Source organism: Agrobacterium sp. GD03872 (assembly GCF_029840625.1).
Classification (GTDB): domain Bacteria; phylum Pseudomonadota; class Alphaproteobacteria; order Rhizobiales; family Rhizobiaceae; genus Agrobacterium; species Agrobacterium fabrum_A.
This window is the reverse complement of the sequence record NZ_JAOCCY010000002.1, coordinates 566,625-591,932: the sequence shown is the minus strand read 5'-3', so window position 1 is coordinate 591,932 and position 25,308 is coordinate 566,625. Positions and strand designations below refer to the sequence as shown.

General features: G+C 59.4%; 24 protein-coding genes and 1 tRNA gene. 16 read left to right on the top strand and 9 right to left on the bottom strand.

The genetic code is table 11. The features are described from left to right. Positions 1–3 precede the first annotated feature (3 nt). From N5D22_RS06850 to N5D22_RS06830, 5 genes are all read left to right on the top strand, one after another. Positions 4–510: a flagellar basal body-associated FliL family protein gene (locus N5D22_RS06850; RefSeq protein WP_279654923.1), complete on the top strand. Its 507-nt coding sequence runs from the start codon at positions 4–6 to the stop codon at positions 508–510. Continuing rightward, positions 507–1,244 carry a flagellar type III secretion system pore protein FliP gene (gene fliP / locus N5D22_RS06845; RefSeq protein WP_279654922.1) on the top strand — a complete coding sequence of 246 codons (738 nt, stop codon included), beginning with the start codon at positions 507–509 and terminating at the stop codon, positions 1,242–1,244. Before N5D22_RS06850 ends, fliP begins: the two co-directional genes overlap by 4 nt. Before the next feature lie 372 nt (positions 1,245–1,616). Further along, positions 1,617–2,537, top strand: coding sequence for a flagellin (locus N5D22_RS06840; protein ID WP_279654921.1), 921 nt, complete (start codon positions 1,617–1,619; stop codon positions 2,535–2,537). Between the two features lie 408 nt (positions 2,538–2,945). After that, positions 2,946–3,908 carry a flagellin gene (locus N5D22_RS06835; RefSeq protein ID WP_279654920.1) on the top strand — a complete coding sequence of 321 codons (963 nt, stop codon included), beginning with the start codon at positions 2,946–2,948 and terminating at the stop codon, positions 3,906–3,908. Positions 3,909–4,149: 241 nt separating this feature from the next. Then, positions 4,150–5,091: a flagellin gene (locus N5D22_RS06830; protein WP_279654919.1), complete on the top strand. Its 942-nt coding sequence runs from the start codon at positions 4,150–4,152 to the stop codon at positions 5,089–5,091. A gap of 187 nt (positions 5,092–5,278) precedes the next feature. On the opposite strand, the gene N5D22_RS06825 is transcribed toward N5D22_RS06830, so the two are convergent. Then, positions 5,279–5,353 (bottom strand) — tRNA-Thr (locus tag N5D22_RS06825). A gap of 155 nt (positions 5,354–5,508) precedes the next feature. Here N5D22_RS06825 and N5D22_RS06820 point away from each other — a divergent pair. The 10 genes from N5D22_RS06820 to N5D22_RS06775 all read left to right on the top strand — a co-directional run bounded on the left by N5D22_RS06820 (position 5,509) and on the right by N5D22_RS06775 (position 12,365). Continuing rightward, positions 5,509–5,775, top strand: a complete 267-nt coding sequence (locus N5D22_RS06820; RefSeq protein ID WP_279654918.1) for a hypothetical protein — start codon at positions 5,509–5,511, stop codon at positions 5,773–5,775. A 103-nt stretch (positions 5,776–5,878) separates the two neighbouring features. Beyond that, positions 5,879–7,171 (top strand): UDP-N-acetylglucosamine 1-carboxyvinyltransferase, encoded by a 1,293-nt coding sequence (gene murA / locus N5D22_RS06815; RefSeq protein WP_279654917.1) that lies wholly within the window; start codon positions 5,879–5,881, stop codon positions 7,169–7,171. Between the two features lie 114 nt (positions 7,172–7,285). After that, complete coding sequence (locus tag N5D22_RS06810) at positions 7,286–7,726, top strand: DUF2948 family protein (RefSeq protein ID WP_279654916.1); 441 nt, start codon at positions 7,286–7,288, stop codon at positions 7,724–7,726. 134 nt (positions 7,727–7,860) lie between these two features. Next, complete coding sequence (gene hisD / locus N5D22_RS06805; protein WP_279654915.1) at positions 7,861–9,159, top strand: histidinol dehydrogenase; 1,299 nt, start codon at positions 7,861–7,863, stop codon at positions 9,157–9,159. A gap of 3 nt (positions 9,160–9,162) precedes the next feature. Further along, positions 9,163–9,636: a UPF0262 family protein gene (locus N5D22_RS06800; protein ID WP_080817879.1), complete on the top strand. Its 474-nt coding sequence runs from the start codon at positions 9,163–9,165 to the stop codon at positions 9,634–9,636. Between the two features lie 2 nt (positions 9,637–9,638). Next, positions 9,639–10,127 carry a low molecular weight phosphatase family protein gene (locus tag N5D22_RS06795; RefSeq protein WP_279654914.1) on the top strand — a complete coding sequence of 163 codons (489 nt, stop codon included), beginning with the start codon at positions 9,639–9,641 and terminating at the stop codon, positions 10,125–10,127. Between the two features lie 144 nt (positions 10,128–10,271). Further along, entirely contained in the window at positions 10,272–10,490 is a 219-nt protein-coding gene (gene infA / locus N5D22_RS06790) for a translation initiation factor IF-1 (protein ID WP_003503453.1), read from the top strand. A 33-nt stretch (positions 10,491–10,523) separates the two neighbouring features. Then, positions 10,524–11,147, top strand: a complete 624-nt coding sequence (locus N5D22_RS06785) for a Maf-like protein (RefSeq protein ID WP_279654913.1) — start codon at positions 10,524–10,526, stop codon at positions 11,145–11,147. 5 nt (positions 11,148–11,152) lie between these two features. Then, complete coding sequence (yacG, locus tag N5D22_RS06780; RefSeq protein ID WP_279654912.1) at positions 11,153–11,380, top strand: DNA gyrase inhibitor YacG; 228 nt, start codon at positions 11,153–11,155, stop codon at positions 11,378–11,380. Between the two features lie 151 nt (positions 11,381–11,531). Beyond that, on the top strand, positions 11,532–12,365 hold the full coding sequence (locus tag N5D22_RS06775; RefSeq protein ID WP_279654911.1) for a DUF6030 family protein: 834 nt from the start codon (positions 11,532–11,534) through the stop codon (positions 12,363–12,365). Positions 12,366–12,377: 12 nt separating this feature from the next. Here the strand turns inward: N5D22_RS06775 and galE are convergent, their stop codons facing one another. From galE to mscL, 3 genes are all read right to left on the bottom strand, one after another. After that, on the bottom strand, positions 12,378–13,409 hold the full coding sequence (galE, locus tag N5D22_RS06770) for a UDP-glucose 4-epimerase GalE (protein ID WP_279654910.1): 1,032 nt from the start codon (positions 13,407–13,409) through the stop codon (positions 12,378–12,380). Positions 13,410–13,736: 327 nt separating this feature from the next. Beyond that, positions 13,737–14,903, bottom strand: coding sequence for a pyridoxal phosphate-dependent aminotransferase (locus N5D22_RS06765; RefSeq protein WP_279654909.1), 1,167 nt, complete (start codon positions 14,901–14,903; stop codon positions 13,737–13,739). 154 nt (positions 14,904–15,057) lie between these two features. Further along, positions 15,058–15,486, bottom strand: a complete 429-nt coding sequence (mscL, locus tag N5D22_RS06760) for a large conductance mechanosensitive channel protein MscL (RefSeq protein WP_003522754.1) — start codon at positions 15,484–15,486, stop codon at positions 15,058–15,060. A gap of 219 nt (positions 15,487–15,705) precedes the next feature. Here mscL and N5D22_RS06755 point away from each other — a divergent pair, with 219 nt between their 5' ends. Continuing rightward, entirely contained in the window at positions 15,706–19,215 is a 3,510-nt protein-coding gene (locus tag N5D22_RS06755) for a hybrid sensor histidine kinase/response regulator (protein WP_279654908.1), read from the top strand. A gap of 55 nt (positions 19,216–19,270) precedes the next feature. On the opposite strand, the gene N5D22_RS06750 is transcribed toward N5D22_RS06755, so the two are convergent. The 5 genes from N5D22_RS06750 to N5D22_RS06730 all read right to left on the bottom strand — a co-directional run bounded on the left by N5D22_RS06750 (position 19,271) and on the right by N5D22_RS06730 (position 25,304). Beyond that, positions 19,271–21,118 (bottom strand): methyl-accepting chemotaxis protein, encoded by a 1,848-nt coding sequence (locus N5D22_RS06750; protein WP_279654907.1) that lies wholly within the window; start codon positions 21,116–21,118, stop codon positions 19,271–19,273. A gap of 135 nt (positions 21,119–21,253) precedes the next feature. After that, the gene (locus N5D22_RS06745; RefSeq protein ID WP_003522758.1) at positions 21,254–21,955 is read right to left on the bottom strand and encodes a helix-turn-helix transcriptional regulator; all 702 of its coding nucleotides are present in this window, start codon (positions 21,953–21,955) and stop codon (positions 21,254–21,256) included. Positions 21,956–22,008: 53 nt separating this feature from the next. Then, on the bottom strand, positions 22,009–22,740 hold the full coding sequence (locus N5D22_RS06740; protein WP_279654906.1) for a helix-turn-helix transcriptional regulator: 732 nt from the start codon (positions 22,738–22,740) through the stop codon (positions 22,009–22,011). A 373-nt stretch (positions 22,741–23,113) separates the two neighbouring features. Then, on the bottom strand, positions 23,114–24,796 hold the full coding sequence (gene fliF / locus N5D22_RS06735; RefSeq protein WP_279654905.1) for a flagellar basal-body MS-ring/collar protein FliF: 1,683 nt from the start codon (positions 24,794–24,796) through the stop codon (positions 23,114–23,116). Between the two features lie 124 nt (positions 24,797–24,920). Then, positions 24,921–25,304 carry a hypothetical protein gene (locus N5D22_RS06730; RefSeq protein WP_279654904.1) on the bottom strand — a complete coding sequence of 128 codons (384 nt, stop codon included), beginning with the start codon at positions 25,302–25,304 and terminating at the stop codon, positions 24,921–24,923. Positions 25,305–25,308 lie beyond the last annotated feature (4 nt).

The following is a 25,308-nucleotide window of genomic DNA, read 5'->3' as shown; positions in this document are numbered from 1 at the left end:
CCCATGGAAAACGAACAGGCAGAGGGCACGAAAAAATCCTCCCCTCTGGTCATGACCATCGCGGGCGTTGTTATCCTCACCCTGCTCGGCGCGGGCGGCGGCTGGATGGTGGGCGGCATGATCGCCCCCAAGGGTGCTGGCGGCGAGACGGCCGCGAAGGCGCCGGAAGCCGCCGGTGAAAAGGGTGGCAAGGGCGGCGAAGCCATCGAGAAAATCTCCGCCGAGGCGAACGGCATCGTCCAGCTCGATCCCATCACCACCAACCTCGCCTATCCCTCGACGAACTGGGTGCGACTGGAAGTGGCGCTGATGTTCAAGGGACCGGTCGAGGTGGGTCTGGCGGAAGATATCCACCAGGATATCATGGCCTATGTGCGCACCGTTTCCCTTCAGCAGCTGGAAGGGCCGCGCGGCTTTCAATATCTTAAGGATGACATTCAGGAACGAGTTGACCTGCGCTCTCAAGGGCGCGTATCCAAGGTCATGTTCCGGACCTTTGTCATCGAATGATTCGATTTCTTGTAACCATCGCCGTCCTCCTCGTCTTGCCGGGCCTTGCCAGTGCCCAGCAATTTCCGTCCGATCTGTTCAACACGCAGATAGACGGCTCCGTCGCGGCATGGATCATCCGCACCTTCGGCCTCTTGACGGTCCTCTCCGTCGCGCCGGGCATCCTGATCATGGTCACGAGCTTTCCGCGCTTCGTGATCGCCTTTTCGATCCTCAGATCCGGCATGGGGCTCGCCTCGACGCCATCCAACATGATCCTGCTGTCGATGGCGATGTTCATGACCTTCTACGTCATGTCGCCCACCTTCGACAAAGCCTGGACGGACGGCGTGCAGCCGCTGTTGCAGAACCAGATCAACGAACAGCAGGCCGTGCAGCGCATCGCCGAGCCCTTCCGCACCTTCATGAACGCCAATACGCGTGACAAGGATCTGAAACTTTTCGTCGACATCGCCCGCGAGCGCGGCCAGGAAGTGATGACCGACAATGTCGTCGACTACCGCGTGCTGGTTCCGGCCTTCATGCTCTCGGAAATCCGGCGCGGTTTCGAGATCGGTTTCCTGATCATCCTGCCGTTCCTCGTCATCGATCTGATCGTTGCGACCATCACCATGGCCATGGGCATGATGATGCTGCCGCCCACTTCGATTTCCCTGCCGTTCAAGATCCTGTTCTTCGTGCTGATCGACGGCTGGAACCTGCTCGTCGGCAGCCTCGTCAGATCGTTCAACTGACGGCCGCTGTGCCGGATCGACATCCGTTAACCCAGTTTTTTAACCCCGCGCGCCAGAGGCAGCGGGGTTTTCGCATTTTAATGCTTCGGTTACCATTTTTACTATCGACCGGGTAACTATCTTCATAAATAAAAAAATTACCATTTAACTAAGTCAAAAAGTAACCATAAGTATTTTCCAATATTTCTTAACGCTCAAATTAATAATTGGGCAATTTTTCGCTGCGAATTTCTTTCCACACGCAGCGGGTTTGGTTTCTGAAACTAAGCATTTCCGAACCGAGTGGCATGAAGCCGAAACGTTGCGACCGGTATTATCAAACCCGGTATGTCCCCACTCCAGTATCTCGTAAAAACAAGGGACACATTTATTATGGCAAGCATTCTCACCAACACCAACGCAATGGCCGCTCTTTCGACCCTGCGTTCCATCGCTTCCGATCTGTCGACCACGCAGGACCGCATCTCTTCCGGCCTGAAGGTTGGTTCGGCTTCGGACAACGCCGCTTACTGGTCGATCGCAACCACCATGCGTTCCGACAACAAGGCTCTCGGCGCCGTATCCGACGCACTGGGCATGGGCGCTGCCAAGGTTGACACCGCATCCGCCGGTATGGACGCCGCCATCAAGGTTGTCACCGACATCAAGGCAAAGGTCGTTGCCGCCAAGGAACAGGGCGTCGACAAGGCCAAGATCCAGGAAGAAGTGACCCAGCTTCTCGACCAGCTGAAGTCGATCGGCACGAGCGCTTCGTTCAACGGCGAAAACTGGCTCGTTTCCAGCGCCAACGCCACCAAGACCGTCGTATCCGGCTTCGTCCGTGACGCTGGCGGCACGGTCAGCGTCAAGACGACGGACTACGCACTGGACGCCAGCTCGCTGCTCTACACCGAAGCGACACCGGGCACGATCGATGCGAACTCCGGTATCCTGAACGCAACCGGTGCAACCACCACCGTCGGCGCCAAGACCTACACCCAGATCTCCGTTCTCGACCTGAACGTCAGCTCTGACGATCTCGACAACGCGCTCTACTCTGTTGAAACCGCTCTGACGAAGATGACCAGCGCCGGCGCCAAGCTCGGTTCGCTGTCTGCACGTATCGACCTGCAGAGCGACTTCGCCGACAAGCTGTCCGACACCATCGAAAAGGGTGTTGGCCGTCTCGTCGACGCCGACATGAACGAAGAGTCCACCAAGCTGAAGGCTCTGCAGACGCAGCAGCAGCTGGCAATCCAGGCTCTGTCGATCGCCAACAGCGACTCGCAGAACATCCTGTCGCTCTTCCGTTAAGAGTTGAGCTTCTCATAGCCCTTCGGGGCTGGGGGACCCATTTTCTTCCCATATGCATTCGGGGGCTGACCAAATGCATGGACGGATGAAAAGCATACAGGTTCGAAAGGCTGAATCGAACCGAGTGCATCAGATAGGCCGCATCCCGAATAAGGATGCGGCCTTATCTTTTTTTTAAACTTTTAACGATACGCGCGCGTGCGCGCGAGAGTTGCATTTTTCATTTTTCATAGTGCTGATTTTCTCCCCGCGCTTATCAATTCATTAACCAAAGTCGCGTTACTTAAGCTCATCGAAACGGCGAGCTAACGTTAAAAATCAGCCAGTTAGCAGGCATGATGCTGTGCGCCGTTCCCGGTGAAACCGGAATGTCCCTTCTTTAATCAGCCATTCAAGGGGCACACTACTATGACGAGCATTATCACCAATGTCGCAGCAATGTCTGCGCTCCAGACCCTGCGCTCCATCGGCCAGAACATGGAATCCACCCAGGCACGCGTTTCCTCCGGCCTTCGCGTTGGCGAAGCTGCTGACAATGCTGCTTACTGGTCGATCGCGACCACCATGCGCTCCGACAACATGGCGCTCTCCTCCGTTTCCGACGCTCTCGGCCTCGGCGCCGCCAAGGTAGACACCGCTTCTGCCGGCATGGAATCGGCTATCGAAGTCGTTAAGGAAATCAAGGCAAAGCTGGTTACCGCCACCGAAGAAGGCGTCGACCGCACCAAGGTTCAGGAAGAAATCGGCCAGCTCCAGAAGCAGCTCGCTTCGATCGCGCAGGGCGCTTCCTTCTACGGCGAAAACTGGCTCGTTGGCGTTTCGACGCTCGGCGCGGCAACCCCTGGCACGGATCCGGACAAGTCGGTCGTTGCCGGCTTCGTTCGCTCCACCGGTGGCGCCGTCAACGTCACGACCACGAAATATGCCCTCGACAACACCGCTACCGGCAACACTCTTTTCGGTTCGGTTGACGCCACGGGCGCCCCCGACACGACCGGCATTCTCGGCACGACCGGAACGTTCACGACTGTCACCGCTCAGTCCGTCTACACGCTTGATATCACCCAGTATGCAGCCGCAGACCGCGCCACCAACATGGCCGAAGCACTGACGCTGGTTGAAAACGCCCTGAAGGCGATGACCAGCGCCGCAGCGAAGCTCGGCTCGCTCTCCATGCGCATCGGCCTGCAGGAAGACTTCGCTTCCAAGCTGTCCGACTCCATCGACAAGGGCATCGGCCGCCTCGTGGACGCTGACATGAACGAAGAGTCCACCCGCCTCAAGGCCCTGCAGACCCAGCAGCAGCTCGGCGTTCAGGCTCTCTCGATCGCCAACAGCAACTCCGAAAGCATCCTGTCGCTCTTCCGTTAATCGAAAGCGTCAGCCGAAAAAATCAACCGCGCCGAAAGGCGCGGTTTTTGTTTGTGCGAGTGACTGCAAAATTCATAAACTTTTCGATTAAGACTTCATTAACCAAATCACCGCTAAATCAAGCCATCGAAACGACTCGTTAACCAAGACGAAAAAGAGGTTAACAGGCATCACGCCGCGCTGTCGTTTCCGGCGATCCCGGAATGTCCCTTCCCATTTAGCCAGCTCAAAAGGGGCAATTATGACAAGTATTCTGACAAACACCGCCGCCATGTCGGCGCTTCAGACACTGCGTGCAATCAGCGGCCAGCTCGAAGACACACAATCCAGAGTTTCTTCCGGACTGCGCGTGAAGACGGCTTCCGACAACGCCGCCTACTGGTCGATCGCGACCACCATGCGTTCGGACAACATGGCGCTTTCCGCGGTTCAGGATGCACTGGGACTCGGTGCGGCGAAGATCGATGTGGCTTATTCCGCAATGGAAAGCGCCGTCGAAGTCGTCAAGGAAATCAAATCGAAAATCGTCGCCGCAACCGAAGAGGGTGTCGACAAGACGAAAATCCAGGAAGAAATCGATCAGCTGAAAAAGCAACTGGAATCGATTGCGCAGGGCGCATCTTTCAGTGGAGAAAACTGGCTGCTGGGCACCGGCGACAAGACGGTCGTCTCAGGCTTTGTCCGTGACGGCAGCGGCACGGTCAGCGTGACAAAGACCGATTACACTCTGGTTGACACGACGACCGCCACCGAGACGGCCAACGTGATTTTCGGCCTGACCGGCACACCGGCGACGGTCGATACGACAAAGGGCATCATCGGGCAGCCCGGCACGGCCTCGAGCATTTCCGTATGGGATATCGACCTCAAGCTTTTCGACAGCGCGACGCCGCCATCCTACACGATCGGCAATCTTCTCACCGATGTCGAAACCGCGTTTCAGTCGCTCAGCAGCGCATCTTCCGCCTTGGGCTCCATCAAGATGCGCATCGGCCTGCAGGAAGACTTCATCTCCAAGCTCACCGACTCCATCGACAGCGGCATCGGCCGCCTGGTGGATGCGGACATGAACGAAGAATCAACGCGTCTCAAGGCATTGCAGACACAGCAGCAGCTGGGCATCCAGTCGCTCTCCATCGCCAATACCAGTTCCGAAAATATCCTGTCGCTATTCCGTCAGTAAGCGGCGCCCGATGGCTACGGGCGGTTTCGTCCCGCTCTGGCAGCAACAGAATATTCGGATATGGAAACCGCGCCTCGCAAGGGGCGCGGTTTTCCATTTGTTGACGATTGCGCAACGCGCACATGCGTCAACCGCCACAGGTAATCGGCTCAACAACCAGCGTAAACATTTGAAGTTTTGGAGAGAATGGTGCTGCTAGAGAGATTTGAACTCTCGGCCTCTCCCTTACCAAGGGAGTGCTCTACCCCTGAGCTATAGCAGCATCCGGTGCCGAAGCGTTTGCTTCAGCATCAAGCGTGGCGGCCTATTGCCATAGGTTTTTGACGAGCGCAAGTCGCAAAACGATATTCTTCATCAAGCGGGGCAAAAAAGCGTGCCCCCTGTTGAAAAATACATTTTTCAGATATTGCTGAATCTATGAACGAACATCATGACAAACAGGCGAAGACAGCAGTTTCCGCCGGCGCTTCGGCAGAGACATCCGCCCCGGCAGCCGATGGCAAGCCGCAGGCAGGGCCCGGCGAAAAGGCGCGGCAGCGCGAGGCGGAGCGCAAGGCGCGGGCGGCCAAGAAGCTTCGTGAAAATCTTTTGAAGCGCAAACAGCAGGTTCGTGCGCGCCGCGCCGGCGAAGAGGACGAGACGATTGGCCTGCCTGCCGCAAAAACGGACGAATCATCCTCATAGAGAATTCACCAGCATAAAATTGAAACGCCGCGGAAATTCGTCTAAGGACGCGCCTTTCCGCAAGGCACGATAAAGAAAGGCGGGCACAGGCCCGTAGGGACGCATGGATCGCATCAGAATTACGGGTGGCAACAAGCTAAACGGCATCATTCCCATCTCCGGCGCCAAAAACGCCGCCCTGCCGTTGATGATCGCATCGCTTTTGACCAGCGACACGCTGACGCTTGAAAACGTGCCGCACCTGGCTGACGTGGAGCAGCTCATCCGCATTCTCGGCAATCACGGCGTCGATATTTCCGTCAATGGCCGCCGCGAGAGCCAGGGCGAGGCCTATTCCCGCACCGTGCATTTCACCTGCCGCACCATTGTCGATACCACGGCACCTTACGAGCTGGTGTCCAAGATGCGCGCAAGCTTCTGGGTCATCGGCCCGCTTCTGGCGCGCGAAGGCCGCGCCCGCGTTTCGCTGCCCGGCGGCTGCGCCATCGGCACGCGCCCGGTCGACCTGTTCATCGAGGGCCTCGAGGCGCTCGGCGCGACGATGGAGATCGACGGCGGTTACATCAACGCCACCGCTCCCAAGGGCGGCCTGATCGGCGCCGTCTACACCTTCCCGAAAGTGTCCGTCGGCGCGACGCATGTGATGCTGATGGCCGCAAGCCTTGCCCGCGGCACCACCGTCATTCACAACGCCGCCCGCGAGCCGGAAGTGGTCGATCTGGCGCAGTGCCTGACCGCCATGGGTGCCAAGATCGAGGGCGCCGGCACCTCCACCATCACCATCGAAGGCGTCACCTCGCTTTCGGGCGCACGCCACCGGGTTCTGCCTGACCGTATCGAAACCGGCACCTATGCCATGGCGGTTGCCATGGCCGGCGGTGACGTGGTGCTGGAAGGCACGCGCGCATCGCTGCTCGACAATGCGCTCGACACGCTGCGCCTTGCGGGCGCCACGATCAGCGAGACGGAGACCGGCCTTCGCGTCGTACGCAACGGCAATGGCATCCAGCCGGTCGATGTTGTCACCGAGCCCTTCCCCGGCTTCCCCACCGACCTGCAGGCGCAGTTCATGGCGCTGATGACCCGTTCGCAGGGTGTCTCCCACATCACCGAAACCATCTTCGAAAACCGTTTCATGCATGTGCAGGAACTGGCCCGTCTCGGCGCGAAGATTTCGCTCTCCGGCCAGATGGCCCGCATCGAAGGTGTTGCCCGCCTGAAGGGCGCCCCGGTCATGGCGACCGATCTGCGCGCCTCCGTGTCGCTGGTCATTGCCGGCCTCGTGGCGGAAGGCGAGACCATGGTTTCGCGCGTCTATCACCTCGATCGCGGCTTCGAACGCCTTGAGGAAAAGCTCACCCGCTGCGGTGCGCTGGTCGAACGCGTCAGCGATTGATCCTTTCATAGCCGCTCATCGCTTTTCTACCCGTTGCAGAGTGGGCCCGGACTGCCTATTTCCAGTGTAAGTCATGGAAATAGCGGTCCGCACCGCAGAAGAAGGAAGAAAAAGATGAGCGGCCTGAAATTGCTCGCGCTGGATACTGAAGATCTCTCCGTCATCTCGACGCATATGCAGGACAGCGTCTTCAAGCTGAAGGATGTTGCCTTCGAGCCGAAACACGGCCAGTTCACGCTTTCCGCCAACCGTTTCGTCTGGGAAAGCACTGACAAAAAGAACCTGCCGCCGGAGCGCTGCCGCAGCGTCGTTTTCCTGAAACGGGTCTCCGCCGTTCGTTCGCACGGCATCAACCGCACCGATAAGGAGCAGGTGCTGTCGCTGCTCGCCATCCGCTTCGTGCAGAATGGCGAAGGGCCTGATGGAGCCGTGGAATTGACGCTTTCGGGCGGCGGCGCCATTGCGCTCGATGTCGAATGCATCGAGGCGCAATTGACCGACGTGAGCGGCGCCTGGGAAACGGCAGCCAAACCGCATCATCCAGACAGCGAATAAGCACACCGCGCCACTGCAACGGTTGCCTTTGGTCACCGTTTCGATTTATGCCACATAACCGGAGCCGCAATTTTTCTGCGGTAAGTTCGTGCACCTCGCGGCATTGCCCGCGGGGACAATGAAAGGGCAATGGCGTGGCAATTTGGCTGGAGCAGGCATCGGCTGATTTCGAACAGAAATTCGCAGCCTTCCTGACAACCAAGAGAGAAGTTTCCGAAGACGTCAACGCGACCGTTCGCGACATCATCAACGATGTCCGCCATCGCGGCGATGCGGCCCTTGCCCATTATTCCCAGAAATTCGACGGCATCGATTTCGCCAAGGTCCCCATGCGTGTCACGGCGGATGAGATCGATGCGGCCTTTGCCGTCGTCGATAAAAGCGTGATCGAGGCTCTCGAACTCGCTGCCCGGCGCATCGAAAAACACCATGCGCGGCAGATGCCGAAGGACGATATTTACGAGGACGATATCGGCGTGGGCCTCGGTTCGCGCTGGACCGCCATCGAGGCCGTCGGCCTTTATGTGCCCGGCGGAACGGCCAGCTATCCAAGCTCGGTGCTGATGAATGCCGTTCCTGCCAGGGTTGCCGGTGTGGAGCGCATCGTCATGGTCGTGCCGGCCAATGGCGGCGCGGTCAATCCGGCGGTGCTGGCTGCGGCGCGTATTGCGGGCGTCGAGGAAATCTATCGCATCGGCGGCGCGCAGGCCGTCGCCGCACTTGCCTATGGCACGGAAACCATCGCGCCCGTCGCCAAGATCGTCGGCCCCGGCAATGCCTATGTGGCGGCCGCAAAACGCCAGGTCTTCGGCACCGTCGGCATCGACATGATCGCCGGCCCCTCCGAAGTGCTTGTCATTGCCGACAGGGACAATGATCCCGACTGGCTCGCCGCCGATCTTCTGGCGCAGGCGGAGCACGATCGCGGCGCGCAATCCATCCTCATCACCGACAATGCCGAACTCGGCAAGGCCGTTGAAACCGCTGTCGAGCGGCAGCTGAAGCGCCTGTCTCGTTCCGAGACGGCGGCAGCAAGCTGGGCCGATTTCGGCGCAATCATTCTGATCGAAAATCTCACCGACGCCATCCCGCTCGCCAACCGCATCGCCGCCGAGCATCTGGAACTTGCCGTCGACGATCCGGATGCGCTGATGGCCCATATCCGCAATGCGGGTGCGATCTTCGTCGGACGCCATACGCCAGAGGTGATCGGCGATTATGTCGGCGGCTCCAACCACGTGCTGCCGACGGCGCGGTCGGCACGCTTCTCCTCCGGCCTTTCGGTGCTGGATTTCGTCAAGCGCACCTCGATCCTGCGCCTCGGTCCCGAGCAGCTGCGCCAGCTTGCGCCGGCGGCCATCACCCTTGCCCGCTCCGAGGGGCTGGACGCGCATGCGCGCTCCGTCTCCATTCGCCTCAATCCGGAAAGTTAAGCGATGGCTTCAGGCGATTTCCGGCTTTGCGACGTGGTACTGGACGACAGCATCGGCCGGTCCACGCCCGATGTGGAGCATGAACGCGCCGTCGCCATTTTCGATCTGATCGAAGAAAACAGCTTCGAACCCTTCGGCCATGATGGCGGCCCCTATCGGCTGCATATATCGCTGGTCGACGCCAAGCTGGTTTTCTCGATCCGCACCGAAGACGAGAAGGATGTCGCGACCCATATCTTGTCGCTGACGCCTTTCCGACGCATCATCAAGGATTATTTCCTGATCTGCGAAAGCTATTACGAGGCGATACGCTCCTCCACGCCGAGCCAGATCGAGGCGATCGACATGGGCAGGCGCGGCATTCACAATGATGGCTCGCAGACGCTGATGGACCGGCTCTCCGGCAAGATCAAGGTGGATTTCGATACGGCGCGCCGCCTCTTCACCCTTGTCTGCGTGCTTTACTGGCGGGGTTAGAGATGATCGATCCTGCCGCAGCGCCAAACGAGGGACGAGCGCCCAAATCGGTCCTCTTCATGTGCGGCATGAACTCCATCCGTTCCCCCATGGCGGAGGTCATCGCCAAACGGTTGGTGGCGCCCGGCATCTATATACAGTCAGCCGGCGTGCGGGCGGGCGAACGGGACCCGTTCGTGGATGCGGTGCTGGAAGAACAGGGGTTTTCGCTCGGCAAGCACAAACCGCGCACTCTGGACGAGATCGAGGATGATTTTTTCGATCTGATCATTACATTGACACCGGAAGCCCATCACGCCGCACTGGAACTGACGCGCTCGAATTCGCTTGATGTGGTCTATTGGCCGACCATGGACCCGACGGTGATCACAGGCACGCGCGAACAGATCCTCGACGCCTATCGCGAAGTGCGGGATCATCTGGCAAAGCTGATCTCGGAGCGCCTGCCGAGGCGGCAGCAACCGGTGGCGGATGCGCTTTCAAAAGATTGAAAACTGCCCCCGCCTCATGAAAATCGGTACTGATTTTCAAGCCGATGCTTTAGAGGTTCACAAATGTGCCGGGATTGTGTAGTTTCCGCGCAATTTTCCCGGACAGGCCATGTCCGGCACTATCAACAGGAAGAAAACCCTTACATGACAAAAGAAGAAGTCCTTGAATTCCCGGGCATCGTAACCGAATTGCTGCCGAACGCAACATTCCGCGTGAAGCTTGAGAACGACCACGAAATCATCGCCCACACGGCGGGCCGCATGCGCAAGAACCGTATCCGCGTTCTGGCGGGCGACAAGGTGCTGGTCGAAATGACGCCTTACGACCTCACCAAGGGCCGCATTACCTATCGCTTCAAGTAATCCACCTTCCGCATCGGACGCCCGGGCCGCGCAATGACCAATTCAAAACAAAAGCTCGTTCTGGCATCCGGCTCGCCGCGGCGTCTGGAACTGCTGCATCAGATCGGTATCGAGCCGGCACGCCTGATGCCGATGGATATCGACGAGACGCCTGCGAAGCTTGAACATCCGCGCACGCTCTGCCGTCGCCTGTCGCTGCAGAAGGCGGAGGCCGCACAGGCCGCCCTCAAGGGTGAGCAACTGTGGAAAGACGCCTATGTTCTGGGGTCCGATACGGTGGTCGCCGTTGGCCGCCGCATCGTGGGCAAGGCCGAATATACGGAAGAGGCCTCGGCCGCGCTGCATCTTCTTTCGGGACGCAGCCATTGGGTCTATACCGGCATCTGCCTCGTGACCCCCGGCGGCAAGATCCGCCAGAAGGTGGCGGAGACCAAGGTGCGCTTCAAGCGCCTCTCGACGCGCGAGATCGAGGCCTACATTGCGTCGGGGCAATGGCGCGGCAAGGCGGGAGCCTATGGCATCCAGGGCATTGCCGGCGCATTCGTGCAGAAGCTGACCGGCTCCTATACCAATGTCGTCGGCCTGCCGCTTTATGAAACCATGTCGCTTCTTTCCGGAGAAGGATTTGAGGTGACTTCGGGCTGGCTCGAAGGATAGACCCCATGGCAAAATCCTCCACCGATGGCACTGGAAACGTCACCCCGCTTCGCAAATCGCAGCCCTGCCCGGAATGCGGCCGACCCTCGACACGGGAAGATTATCCCTTCTGTTCGGATCGCTGCCGTTCGCTCGATCTCGCCCGTTGGCTGAACGGCTCCTACGCCATTCCGGTCGCTGACGATGAAAGCAGCGCCGGCGGACAGGATACAGGCAAGAATAACTCCGAATAAAACCCGCACCGCCGGAAATTTCGGCGGTGAATTACCAAGAGATTTTTCTGAGCTTTCGCTCGCACCATATATTCACCGGGCTGCCGGCAGCCCGAAAAGCCATATCGGAACCGGCTGACGCAATTCCCCGCCAGCCCCTTAGGGTCTTGCGATGGACGCAGGCTTGCAGAAAAGAGTGAGCCATGGCGCGCTGCTGTTTGCGGTGGTGGCCGTCTGCCTTGCCATAGGCGCGACGGTGCTTTTGGCCAATGACAAGAAGCATCTCAAAAACCTGCTGACCTATCTCAATCTGACGCCCGCCATACAATCCGCCGAGCCGCCCAGGATGAAGCCCGTCAAGCGGCAAAAGCTGGCTACCAGAAAGGTTTATCTGCCGCCGCAGCTGCTGAAATTCGAGCAGGCCGGCGACAGGGCGTCTTTTGCCCGTGACTTCGTTCTTTCAGGCAAGGAGCTTTGTGACCGCTTCACGGCCACGGGTTTCTCCAACCCGCAGGGCTGGCACTCCAGCCCGGTCAATATCCGTAGTTTCGAATGTACGGCCGATCTTGCGGCGGGAAACGCGACAGACCCGGCAGAGCGGGCATCGCTCTTCCTCGAAATCCGCGGCGAAGCGTCCGGCGAAGTTCGCTCCATCAGGATGAAGGCTGTTGCACCCAGGACGCCGGACGGGACCGTTATTCTGACAAAGCTCGATGACGCGCTCACCATGATCGTCGAACAGACCCGCTTTGCCGATCTGTCCAACATGCTCGAGCCGGCACGCCGGATGCAACCTTATCAGGCGCAGCATTTCGGCATTTCGGTTTCCATAAAACCGGAACCGACCGCGCCGCACCGCCTGAACGTGATTTTACTCGCAAGCGAGCAATCGCCGGGACTGAAGCTGACACGCAGCTTTTTCGACAGGGATCGCTGGCTTCGCCCCGCGAACCTGCCGGATCGGCCGGCGCTTTATCCTTCCGTCAGGAAAGACCGCGCCCCGTAACGCAAAAGCAGCTCAGCCTATCGCGGCCAGTCTGCGCCGGACCGGCGGAAGCCTGTCGCTTTGCTGGGCCTGACGTTTGGCTTCCCACTGAAGCGCGGTGCGAACGATGGTCGCCAGATCGTTGAAACGCGGACGCCAGCCCAGTTCCGACTGGATACGCGCCGAGTCCGCCACCATGGCCGCAATATCGCCCGGGCGGCGCGGACAATGGATGATCGGAAAATCGCGTCCCGATTCCCGCTGCACGGCCTGCAGGACGTCCAGAACCGAATAACCGACGCCATAACCGCAATTCAGCGTGCGTGTGCCGCCGCCAGCGCGCAGATGCGCCATGGCGAGCATATGGGCGTCGATCAGGTCGCTGACATGAATATAGTCACGCACACCGGTTCCGTCCGCGGTCGGGTAATCCGTTCCGTAGACTTCCACCCGGTCGCGCCTGCCGGTTGCGGCTTCGCAGGCCACTTTGATGAGGTTCGCCACACCCGTGGGGGAAGGCCCGGCGCGACCCTGCGGATCGGCGCCGGCAACGTTGAAATAACGCAGCGCCACATAGTTGAAGTCATGCGCCTGCACGACATCGCGCAGCATGATTTCGGAGGCGAGCTTCGACAGGCCGTAGGGATTTTCCGGGCTGAGAATCGCCGTTTCGGGAACCGGGCCATCAAAGGGCTGGTTTCCATAGACGGCGGCTGTCGATGAGAAGATGAAATTGCGGATGCCGTGGCGGACCGCCGCCGCAACAAGGGCGCGGGTCGTGCCGGTATTGTTTTCGTAATATTCGAGCGGCTTGCTGATCGATTCAGGAACGCTGACCGAACCGGCGAAGTGGAAAATGGTCTCGATCTGGTTTTCTTCGAAGATCTGGTCGAGCAAGGTGCGGTCCGCCGCATCTCCCAGATAAAAACGTGCTGCCGGCGCGACCGCCCAGCGCGACCCCGTGGAAAGCCGGTCGACAACAACGACCTCTTCCCCGGCATCGAGCAAAGCCCACACCATGTGGCTTCCTATATAACCGGCCCCACCGGTGACCAGAACCGCCATGACACTACTTCCCTGTTTGTTTTTCTTGAGCCCATCAAAGCCAATAATTCTTCATCATTGATTACTTGCACAGCGAATACGCCACCGATCCCCCACCCCATTAAAAAGGTGGCTTACGATTGGTTAGCGCAATGAAGTGCTTTTTATTGATTAGATGAAAATGTTCTCATAAATGGAACAAGCAGCGCATATCACAGAAAATCCCCCACGTCGATGGTTACGCCGTGGGGTTGCAGTTTTACCGGCCCGCTGTGATTTTTGGGCAAATGCGCCTGCCGCAGCGGATAACCGGCACGACAGGGCGAAGATTGACCGGACGTTCGCGGCTTATCTGCCGAGAATGTAGGACGCCAGCCGATCGGCGGCGTCTTCTATCTGCCTTGGGTTGCGCAGGAAGCAGGCGCGCAGAAACAGTTCTCCTCCCGGGCCGAAAGCCGTGCCGGGCGCGAGGCCCACCCCGGTCTTGTCAACGATATCAAGCGCCGTGGCCCGGCTGTCCGTCACACCGTCGATCTTGAGGAAGGCATAAAGGGCGCCATCCGGCTTCAGGGTTTCCACACGGTTTGTCGCGATGAGCGCATTGCAGAGAATGTCGCGGGAGGTCAGAGCGCGTTCGTAATTCTCGCGCACAAAACCGTCACCGTGATCGAGGGCGGCGACAGCGCCGCGCTGCATGAATTGCGCCACGCCCGAGGTGGAATATTGGATAAGATTCTCGATGACCTGACCGATGGCCGGCGGAGCGACAAGCCAGCCGACACGCCAGCCGGTCATCGACCAGTTCTTCGAAAAGGAGTTGGCGAAGATGATCTTGTCGTCCGGCTCCATGACATCGAGGAAGGACGGCGCGCGGCTGCCGGAATAATGATAAAGTGCATAAATCTCGTCGGCGACGATCCAGAGATCGTGTTTGCGGGCGAGAGCCAGAACATCGCGGAGATTGTCGCGCGTCGCCGTCCAGCCGGTGGGGTTGGAGGGCGTGTTGATGAAAAGCGCCCTGGTCTTGCCGGTGATGGCGCTTTCCAGCTTGCCGATATCGAGATCCCAGCGACCGTCGCGGAAATCGATACCGACCGGAACCGCCTTCGCGCCCGCCACGCCGATAGCGGCGACGATGTTCGGCCATGTGGGCGACAGATAGACCATCTCATCGCCCGGCGAGGTCAGCGCCTGCACGGCAAGCGCGATCGCCTGCATGCCGGAACCGGTGGCGTAAAAATGCTCCGGCGGCAGCGATGCCGCGAAATGGCGTTGGTAATAACGGCTGAGCGCCTGGCGCAGTTCTGGAATGCCGCGCTGCCAGGTATAGAAGGTTTCGCCATTGTTCAGCCCATCGATGGCGGCCTGATTGATGAAGTCAGGGCTCGGCAGGTCGCCTTCGCCAACCCACAGCGGCAGGAGATTGTCCCGCCCCCGGGCATAATTCACGACTTCAACGATGCCGCTCTCGGGAGCCGCCAGAGAGCGTGCACTCAGACTGTTCAAAATGGACATTAAAGACACTCCGTTTAGTGCCTTCTTATCGCATCGAACCAGCCCTGTGCATGATATTCCGTGAGGCGATCATGGATTTTCTTTATGGGTCATCCCCGGCAGGAGATCGCCGGCCGCATGGGCCGGCACATCAGGCCGGGGACGATGGCGATAATCAACGCGTCTTCAGCAGATCGCGGATTTCGGTGAGCAGCTTGACGTCTTCCGGCGGCGGTGCTGCTTCCGGCTTTTCCTCGACCTTCTTGCGCTCCACGGAATCACGAAGCTTGTTGACGCCCTTGACCATCAGGAAAATGATCCAGGCCAGGATAAGGAAGTTGATGAGAACCGTCAGAAAGTTGCCGTAAGCGAAGACGGCGCCCTGATCGCGGGCGGCGGCGAGCGACGTGGCATTGACGCTGGAGCTCAGCGGCAGGAAGTAGTTCGAGAAGTCGAACCCGCCGAAGATCGCACCCACGATCGGCATGATGAGATCGTTGACAACGGAATCGACGATCTTGCTGAAAGCCGCGCCGATAATCACACCCACGGCCAGATCCATGACATTGCCGCGGGCAATGAAGGTTTTAAATTCGTTAAGCATTCAGATTGTCCCTCTCTCCTGCTTCGCGAGCTGAAGCTATGTGACTGTCCCTACGCCCTCGACCATACAGATTCGCCTCCCCATTTGGAATTCGTCAAGATTGCATTTATTGGCTTTTTTGCACGCCCGTCTTGAACTTTATGATCAGACCGCACTCATTCTCAACGGCGCGGAATTCGCCTATGCTGATATCAGGGAATTCCTGCATGGGGAGGATGCGTGCTTCCTGGGTGGATCATATTCGGCTCGGCCTTCGCTTATGTCCTGCTGCTGTTTGCGGTTGCAAGCTACGGGGACAGGAAAAGCCGTCAAAGAAACGCACCGAAAAAGGGGCGTCCGTTCGTTTATGCGCTGAGCCTGGCGATCTACTGCACCTCCTGGACCTATTTCGGCGGCGTCGGGCTTGCGGCGGACAGGGGCCTTGAATTCCTCGGCATCTACACCGGACCGATCCTTGCCTTTACCATCGGCATGCCGATCATCCGCCGTATCGTCGACCTCGCCAAAACCGAAAAACTGACCTCGGTTGCAGATTTCATCGCCGCCCGTTACGGCAAGAACTCCACCGTGGCGATGATCGTCGCCATCATCGCGCTCGTCGGCGCCATTCCCTATATAGCGCTGCAACTGAAAGCCGTTTCCAGCTCGGTGGCGACGATGGTCGATCCCGGCGATTACGGCATTGGCAGTGGAAACCTCTATTTCCTCGACCTGCCGCTGGTCGTCACCATCGTCATGGCCGGCTTCGCCGTCATGTTCGGCACTCGCCACACCGACGCCACCGAACATCAGGACGGGCTGATCCTGGCGATTTCGATGGAATCGCTGGTCAAGCTCGTTGCCATGTGCACCGTCGGCTTTTACGTGCTTTTCGTCCTCTTCGACGGCCCCGTGCATCTTTGGCAGCTCGCCTCCGAGAACCAGCAGGCCATGCAGGCCATGTCCTATCACACGCCCGTCAGCCGCTGGATCGTGATGACGCTGCTGTCCGGCTTCGCCATCATCCTGCTGCCGCGCCAGTTCCACGTCACCGTGGTGGAAAACCGCACGCCGGAAGAATTGCGCATGGCGGGGTTCCTGCTGCCGCTTTATCTCGTCGCCATCAATATCTTCGTGCTGCCGATTGCGCTTGCCGGCATTCTGACGCTCGGCGCCAATGGCGATGCCGATCTCTACGTGCTGCAATTGCCGCTCAATCACCAGATGCCGGTCGTATCGCTGATCACCTTCATCGGCGGCTTTTCGGCAGCGACCGCGATGGTGATCGTCGCTTCGGTGGCGCTGTCGATCATGATTTCCAACGACATCGTCATGCCGATCTTCCTGCGGCAGAAGCTTCTGAACCGTTCGCCGCACCGGGACGACTTCGCCAAGACGCTGCTCAACATCCGCCGGACGGCGATCTTTGCGGTGCTGCTTCTGGGTTACGGCTATTACCGCGCCGCCGACAGCGCCACGGGGCTTGCCTCAATCGGCCTTCTGGCATTTGCGGCCATCGCCCAGATGGCCCCTGCCCTGTTCGGCGGGCTGTTCTGGCGACGCGCCAATGCGCGCGGCGCAATCGCCGGTCTCAGTTCCGGCTTTTTTGTCTGGGCCTATCTGCTGTTCCTGCCAAGTTTCGGCGGGCCTGACAATTCCGAGGTGGCGGCGAATATTCTCGGTTTCCTGTTTTCCGGCAGCACGGTGTTCAACGGCCCCGAGGCCGATCCGTTCGTGAATGCGGTCATTCTCAGTCTGCTCGTCAACAGCCTTGCCTTCGTGCTCGGCTCGCTCTCGCGCAATCCGCGTCCGGTGGAGCGCATCCAGTCCGGCATCTTCGTCAAGCGCCATTCGAAATCGCAATTCGCCACGCGCGGCTGGAAAACCCGTGTCAGCGTCGGTGACCTCAAAAGCGCGATTGCCCGTTATCTCGGTGAAGAGCGCATGCTGCGCTCGCTGGCGACCTATGAAAAGACGGCTGGCAGGAAACTCAATGACGACCAGCCGGCGGATATGGCGCTGATTCATTTCTCCGAACAGTTGCTCGGCAGCGCCATCGGCTCCTCCTCGGCCCGTCTGGTGCTGTCGATCATTCTCCAGAAGGCGGAAGATACCAGCGCGGACACGGCATGGCTGCTCGATCAGGCGAGCGAGGCCCTGCAATATAATCAGGACATGCTGCAGACGGCGCTGGCCCAGATGGACCAGGGCATTGCCGTGTTCGACAGTTCACAGCAGCTGACCATCTGGAACCGACGCTTTCGCACCCTTCTGGATTTGCCGGAACAGTTCGGACAGGTCGGCGTACCGCTGACGGATATCGTTTCCATGCTGCAGGAACGCGGCGATATGCCCGATGGCGACACGAACGAGCTGATTACCAGCTTCCTGACCATGGACCTGCCCTTCTCGCTGGTGCTGGCGGGTGGCGAGCGCATCATCGAGGTGCGCTCCAACACCATGCCGGACAAGGGCATCGTCGCCACCTTCACCGATATTACCCAGCGTGTGGCGAGCGATCAGGCGCTGAAACAGGCAAACGAAACGCTGGAGCAACGCGTGGCGGAGCGAACCGTGGAGCTTACCCGCGTCAACCGCGAACTGGGGGAAGCGCGGGCGGCGGCCGATGAGGCGAATATCGGCAAGACGCGTTTTTTCGCCGCTGCCGGCCACGATATTCTCCAGCCGCTGAACGCCGCCCGCCTCTATTCTTCCTCGCTGGTCGAACGACTTGGCGCTTCGGGGGAGAGCGATCTCGTCCATAATATCGATTCGGCGCTGGAATCGGTCGAAACCATTCTCGGCGCGGTTCTCGACATCTCCCGTCTCGACACCGGCTCGATGAAGGCGCGCATGACATCCGTGCCGCTGAACGAGCTGCTGAAACGCATCGAAACCGATTTCGCACCGATGGCGCAGGAGAAGAGCCTCGACCTCGTGGTCTTGCCGACTTCGCTCACGGTCCGTTCCGACCCCAATCTCCTGCGGCGTCTGATACAGAATCTCGTTTCCAACGCCATCAAATATACATTGAAGGGCAAGGTGGTCGTCGGTGCGCGCCGCCGGGGCGGCGAGGTCGTCATTCAGGTGACGGATTCCGGTATCGGCATTCCTTCATCCAAATTCCGCACGGTCTTCAAGGAATTCGCCCGGCTGGACGAAGGGGCGAAGACGGCATCCGGCCTCGGGCTCGGCCTTTCCATCGTCGACCGACTGTCGCGCATGCTGCACCATCCGGTACAGCTGATTTCCACCCCCGGAAAAGGCACGACCTTCCGCATCCATCTGCCGCGCGAGGCGGATCGCCTCGTCCCGGCCAAAGCCGATGGCGGAATAACCAGCCCGGCAGCCAGCGACCGCCTTCAGGGTGTCCGGGTCCTGTGCATCGACAACGAGCCGAAAATCCTCGAGGGCATGACGCTGCTTTTGACGGGATGGGGCTGCGAGGTTTTACCCGCAGGTTCCGTGGCGACGCTGGAGGAACCCTTCCTCACCTTGGCCGCAGCCCCTGATGTCATCGTCGCCGACTACCATCTGGACGATGGCGACGGCATCAGCGCCATCCGCCTCATCAGGGCATTTTACGGCAAGACGATCCCTGCCCTGCTGGTGACGGCGGATCGCAGCCCGGAAGTGCGCAGCGACGCCGAAAAATACGGGATTTCCGTGCAGCACAAGCCCGTGAAACCAGCGGCGCTGCGTGCCTATATCAATCAGATATCCAGCACCGTGCGGGCAGCGGCCGAATAAAAACTCCCGGACCTTGCGATCCGGGAGCGGTTTTGACCTTCAAAAAACAGACCTATCAGGCCGCCTGATTGTAGCGATCCCTGCCGGTCGCCGAACCCTGTTCCATCTGGAACCGCTGGACGAGATCGAGCAGCGCTTCCACCTCGCCTGACAGTACCCGGCTGGCCGCGCTCGACTGTTCGGCAAGCGCCGCATTCTGCTGCGTCATCTGGTCCATCTGGTTGACGGAGCTGTTGACGTTATGAAGCGCGGAGGACTGGTCCTGCGTCGCCGTCGCGATGGTTTCGACATGCTGGCTGACGGTAACGATCTGCTGGCTGATGGCGGAAAGAACCGTGCCCGCCTCCTGCACCAGCTTCGAGCCGGAGCTGACCTCATGCGTCGACTGGTTGATGAGCTGCTTGATCTCGCGGGCCGCGTCGGCGGAGCGCTGGGCAAGCTCGCGCACTTCCTGCGCCACGACGGCAAAACCCTTACCCGCCTCGCCCGCGCGCGCCGCCTCGATGCCGGCATTGAGCGCAAGAAGATTGGTCTGGAAGGCGATGTCGTCGATAACCTCGATGATCTGCTCGATCTTGCGCGATGCGTCTTCGATGCGGCCCATGGCGTCGACGGCGTTGCTGACGACCGAACCCGAACTGTCGGCGCTCTGCTTGGTGATGCGCACGGCCTCATTGGCCTCCCGCGCCCGCTCGGCCGAGGATCTGACGGTGACGGTGATTTCGTCCACGGCGGCAGCGGTCTCCTCCAGCGAGGCGGCCTGATTTTCCGTGCGCTTCGACAGATCGACCGACGACTGCTCGATTTCAAAGCCGCTATGCTGGATGATGAGCGTACGCTCACGAATCTGCCCAAGCGCGTCGCGCAGGTTGAGAAGGGATTCGTTGAAATCCGTGCGCAGGCGGTCGAGACGGCCCGCGAAAGGTGTCTCGATCGTGCGGCTCAGATCGCCGCGCGAAAGCCTGCCGAGGCCGGAGGCAATCTCACCCACTGCAAATTCGATCTGGCTGTCGAGTTCCTGTTTCTCGGCATCGTTACGGTGACGCTCTGATTCCGCCGCCGAGCGTTCGTCCGCGCTTTTGCCCTCAATCGCCAGCTTCTCAAGCGCGTTTTCGCGGAAAATCACCAGTGCACGGGCAATGTTACCGAATTCATTGGTGTTGGTGGCATAGGGGATCGGCGTGTCGAGATTGCCGTCCGAAAGCGACTTTACCGCATCGGTCAGCTTGCCGAGCGGCTGCAGGGTGCGCTTGATGACGAAATAGGCGAGCAGGCCCACGCCGACCATGGCAAGCGCGCCGCAGATCAGCATCAGATCCCGCAGGCTGTAAATCTGCGCATTGTAGACATCCATGGGAACACCCACGAACAGGATGCCAACGGTGGCGCCGGCCTTGTTCAGGACCGGCATATAACCGGTCATGTAGTCAACGCCGAAAAGGGTGGCAGTGCCAAAATAGGACTCACCCTTGGAGACCTTTTCGAAAGCGGGATGATCGGTAGCAAGCTTGGTGCCCGCTGCCCTTTCACCCTTCTCATTCTTCAGATTGGTGGTCATGCGAATGAATTCGCCGCCCTTGGTTTCGAAAACCGTGGCGATACCGCCGTTGCCGGCAGCCGTGCGATCAACGAGATCGTTGTCGCGCATCGTCCCGATGGAGGCGCGACCCACGCTCTTCAACTCGCCATCCACCATTTCGAGGGCAACGCCGCCGACCTTCATCTCGTAAAGGATGGCCATGCCACGCATTGCACTGTGCGTATCGCGCAGCGCGGTGGTGATGATGTTGTCTTTCAAGCGAATGTAGGTCGAAAAACCAACTGCCGCCACGCTGAGCATGATCAGGCCGATCGTCAGCGCGACGACCTTGCCCGCAACGGACTTAAAGAGCCGGTTGTGCATGAAACAGTTCCCCAGAGCCAAACCTGTGATAGTTCTAGTGGGCAACTGTTAAAAAACGCGAAATACTGGAATGGCTTTGCGGCGGGATGCCGCAGCCGGCCGCATGTGCATGGGGCGGGAGGACCCCGCCCGCCGTCAATGGATATAACCGAGCCGGATCGCTTTCGCGATCGCCTGAATACGGTTGACGGAATCGAGCTTGATCGTTGCCGAACCGAGATAGGCGTTGACGGTGTGCACGGAAAGCCCGAGCTTGACCGCGATCTCTTCACTGATACGGCCGTCCCCCGCCAGCTGCAGGCAGGCGATTTCCCTTTCGCTCAAGGCCTCCGAGGGGGCCGCCTTGCGCTCGTCCAGCGCCAGCATATCCACCATGATCTCGCAGCATTTGATGTGCTGTTCGATCACTACCTCATTGTCGAGAACGAGGTTGGTGCCGCAGAAGACGATATAACCGTTGCCGATGGTGCCTAGCCGCACCGGCAGGGCGAGGCCGGCATAAGGCAATGTATCGTTCTCGATACGGCGCAGAAGCGCGGGCACATCGGGAAGATCGGCAAAGCCGCCGGCATTCTTGTTGCGCCAGATGACCGGCAGGAGCGACGTCTCGATATGATCGAGAAGAATATCGCCGACGGCGCGGATGAACTGCGCGCTCTGCTCTGCGGCATTCATGCCCCAGTTTTCCAGCTCGCAGGTCAGCTTCTTCTTGTTGGGGAAGCCCGAAGCGGCGGCCTTCGTCACCACGAAATTACGCGCGCCCACAAGCTTCTGCATGGCGACAAGCTTCGGAAACAGATCCGACCGGCTCGTCACGACAGGGCTGCGGTAAAACATGCCCGTTTGACCTGTACCCTCATTGTCTTTCGTCTGTACCATCCGTCCGACCATTATACGAGGTTGTTGCGCACGGCGTAGGCAATTGCCTCCGAGCGGGTTTTCGTCGCGGTTTTACGCATCACGCTGGTGATGTAATTATTGATCGTATTGCGCGAAATGCCAAGGATCATCGCAATTTCATCGCTTGTTTTGCCTTCAGCGATCCAGAACAGGCATTCGAGTTCGCGCTCGGTAAGATCGATATCGCGCACCGTCTTTGCTTCGCTGGCAATGCCGAAACTGACGCAATAGCCTGTCAGAAGCGCGATTTCGCGCAGCCTTTCCGGCGAAGGCACCGCTTCTTCGGGAAACAACAAAAGCAGAGAAAGGCGGATGCGGCCCACGCAGAAGGACAGTGCCGAATATTGCCGGTCTATGCCGTAGGGCACCGAAACGTCGTCTGGAAGGAAAAGCAACCGCGGCTGCAGGAGCGAAAGGCATTTCTCCATTTCGCTCGACCGGTTCTGGCTGTTGGTCAATTCGACGCCGAGCCTGCGGACCAGATCGAAAGGCCAATCGGAGGTGACGATGAATTTCAACCCGGTTTCTTCGAGAAGGTCATCCCGCGCCAGCAGATAATGCGAGGCGCCAGCATAGGTTACGAGCAGATCCAGTGCGCCTGCAACGTTACCGGCAGCAGCCGTGGCTGCGACGTTTTTAGCAAGCTGATCGCGCGGCAAAGGCTTACCCATGCCTTCCATAGGCTTGGCAGACAGCCTGCGGATATCAACATCGACTTTCAATCGCCTACGCCCTCTTGCTCCCAGTGGGAGATTATACCTCGGGATGGAATCATTCCATTCGAGAAGCTTACCAAAATGGGACGGCAAGCCCCCGGAGACCGAATCACTTCATTTTATGGAACGGACTGGGATTTGCCATTACCTGACACCAGCCTTTCCACGTATTTCCCTATTCGTCTATTGCTAAAAAAACATACTGAAAAGCTGTTCAATCCATAAACGGCATTCTCAACCAATTCCCAGCAAACTGTATCGTTGCTGAATTTTTTGTAAACACTGTCCTGAAACGAGATTGCCACGGACGGGCGGCCAAGGATAGCAAAAAGGCCGAAAATGCGAAAAAGGCCGGGTTCCCCCGGCCTTTTTTTTAAAATCACGCTGCTTTTTCCACTGCCCATTTGCGCAGGATCTTGGCGGCTCTTTCCTCGCTGATTTCCACCATGCGGGAGAGCCTGCGTTCGGGCCCTTCGCGAACCCGGCGGTTGAATGTGCCCTCGCCATCGCCGCCCGCCAGCAGATCGTCGGTGCTGTCGAAGCCGAAATCCGCGCCGAAACCTTCCATGAGACCACCTGCACCCGCATCCATCCCGGGAGAGAAGTCCGGCAGTTCGAGACCGGCAGCCTCCTGGCTGAGCTGGCCTGCGGCTGCACCATTGCCGGTCACCGTGCGGACCAGCGGGCGTACGCCAAGCCAGATGACGAGGAAGGCGACGGCGACAAAGGCGAGCGAGTTGATGATGCCGGCGGAATTGCGGCTCAGCACTTCCATGATGCCCGGCCCGGTCGCGGCCTCGTCAAGCAGCTGCGTTTCGAGGAAGTCCATCGCCGTCAGTGAGACGATGTCGCCACGGTCGGAAGAAATGCCCGCCGCCGAAGTGACGATCTTCTGCATTTCGGCAAGATAGGCGTCGATCTTCGCCTGATCGGCGGGTTCGCCGACCATCTTGGCGATCCGGCCCTTGTTGACGACGACCGCAACCGAAATCTTCTCGACGGTATAGCCGTTCTTGACCGTGGCGACCGTCTTGGAGTTGATCTCGTAATTGGTCTGCTCTTCCTTCTTGGCCGACTGGTCGGAGGACTGCGGGCCGCCGCCGCCGCCCTGGGGCGCGGCCTGCGGTACGTTCTGTTCCACCGTCGCGGCCGTGTCCGGCTGCGTTTCCTGGGACTTCTGGTCTTCCTTTACCGTGCGCACGGAACGCTCGACGCGCGATTCCGGATCGTAGACGGTTTCCTGGATCTGGCGGCTGTCGGTATTGAGCTGGGCCGTGACGCTGGAGCGGAAATTGTCCATGCCGAGGAAGGGCGCCAGCGCCTTGTCGATATTGGTTTCGATTTCCTGCTGCACGTTCTGCGCCAGCGTCAGCGAGCGGTTCATGGCGGCATTGGTGACATCGTCGCCGGAGGCGAGAAGCTGGCCGGTCGAATCGAGCAGCGTCACATCGTCGACTTCAAGGCCAGGAACGGCCGAGGCGACGAGATGGCGGATGGAAGCGGACGCCTTGCGGCCGGCAGACGCGCTTGCGCGGATCATGACCGATGCGGTGGGCTTCTGTTCGCCGCGACGGAAATTGCCGACGTCGGGCATGACGATATGGACGCGTGCGGCCGCAATGCCGTCGATCTGCTGGATGGAGCGGCTGATCTCGCCCTCAAGGGCGCGAACGCGGGTCACTTCCTGCATGAATGAGGTCAGGCCGAGAGAACCGACATTGTCGAAAAGCTCATAACCGGCATTGGCGCTGTCTGGCAGGCCGCGCTCGGCCAGAAGCAGCCTTGCCTTGCTGGTGAGGCCGACAGGGACCTGAAGGCTGGAACCATCGGTTCCAACCTGGAAATCCAGCCCCGATTCGGCGAGCGCAATGCTGATCTTGTTGAGGTCGCTCTTTTCAAGTCCCACATAAAGGGTCTCGTAGGTAGGACGGTTCACATAGAGCGCCGCCGCGAGGATAATGGCCATGGAGACAACGCCCACGCCGCCCAGCATCAGCAGCCGCGTCTGCCCCAGCGCCGCGACATTCTTCAAGACCTGAGGGATTTGATTTAACAGATTCATTCTGTTCCGCACCGTCATTCATAGAGTCCGAGACCTTTTGGCCCCGTGGTGACAATAGGGTGCGAAGCTTGCGCGAGCGTTGCCTTTCTCCGCATTCCGCGAAGCAGGGAAAGCTGCGGAATGTCTAGAACAGGTCGAAGTCGCCGGAGGCCTTGTCGAGCGGCTGGGAATGACCGTGACGGAAGGCCGCGCCGAGCGCCTTCTGCATTTCGGCAAGCTTGACGAGGCTGAGCGCGGTGCTGACGTCCACGATCCAGTGTCCCGGGATGGAGCCGGTAACGGTATCGATGAATTCGGCAAGACCGCGGGTTTTCTGCACGGCAAGGTCGATGCCCTGCAACAGCTTGACGCCATCGCTCGACAGTTGACCGCTGGTTACCTCCAGCAATTGCGGCTCGATGCGCTCGATGAGATAGGCGACATCGTGCAGTTCCGATACCACGCGCATCAGGACGTCCGGCAGGGCTTCTTCGAACGGAGCGTTGGCGGTGTGCTCTGCAAGCTGCATTGAA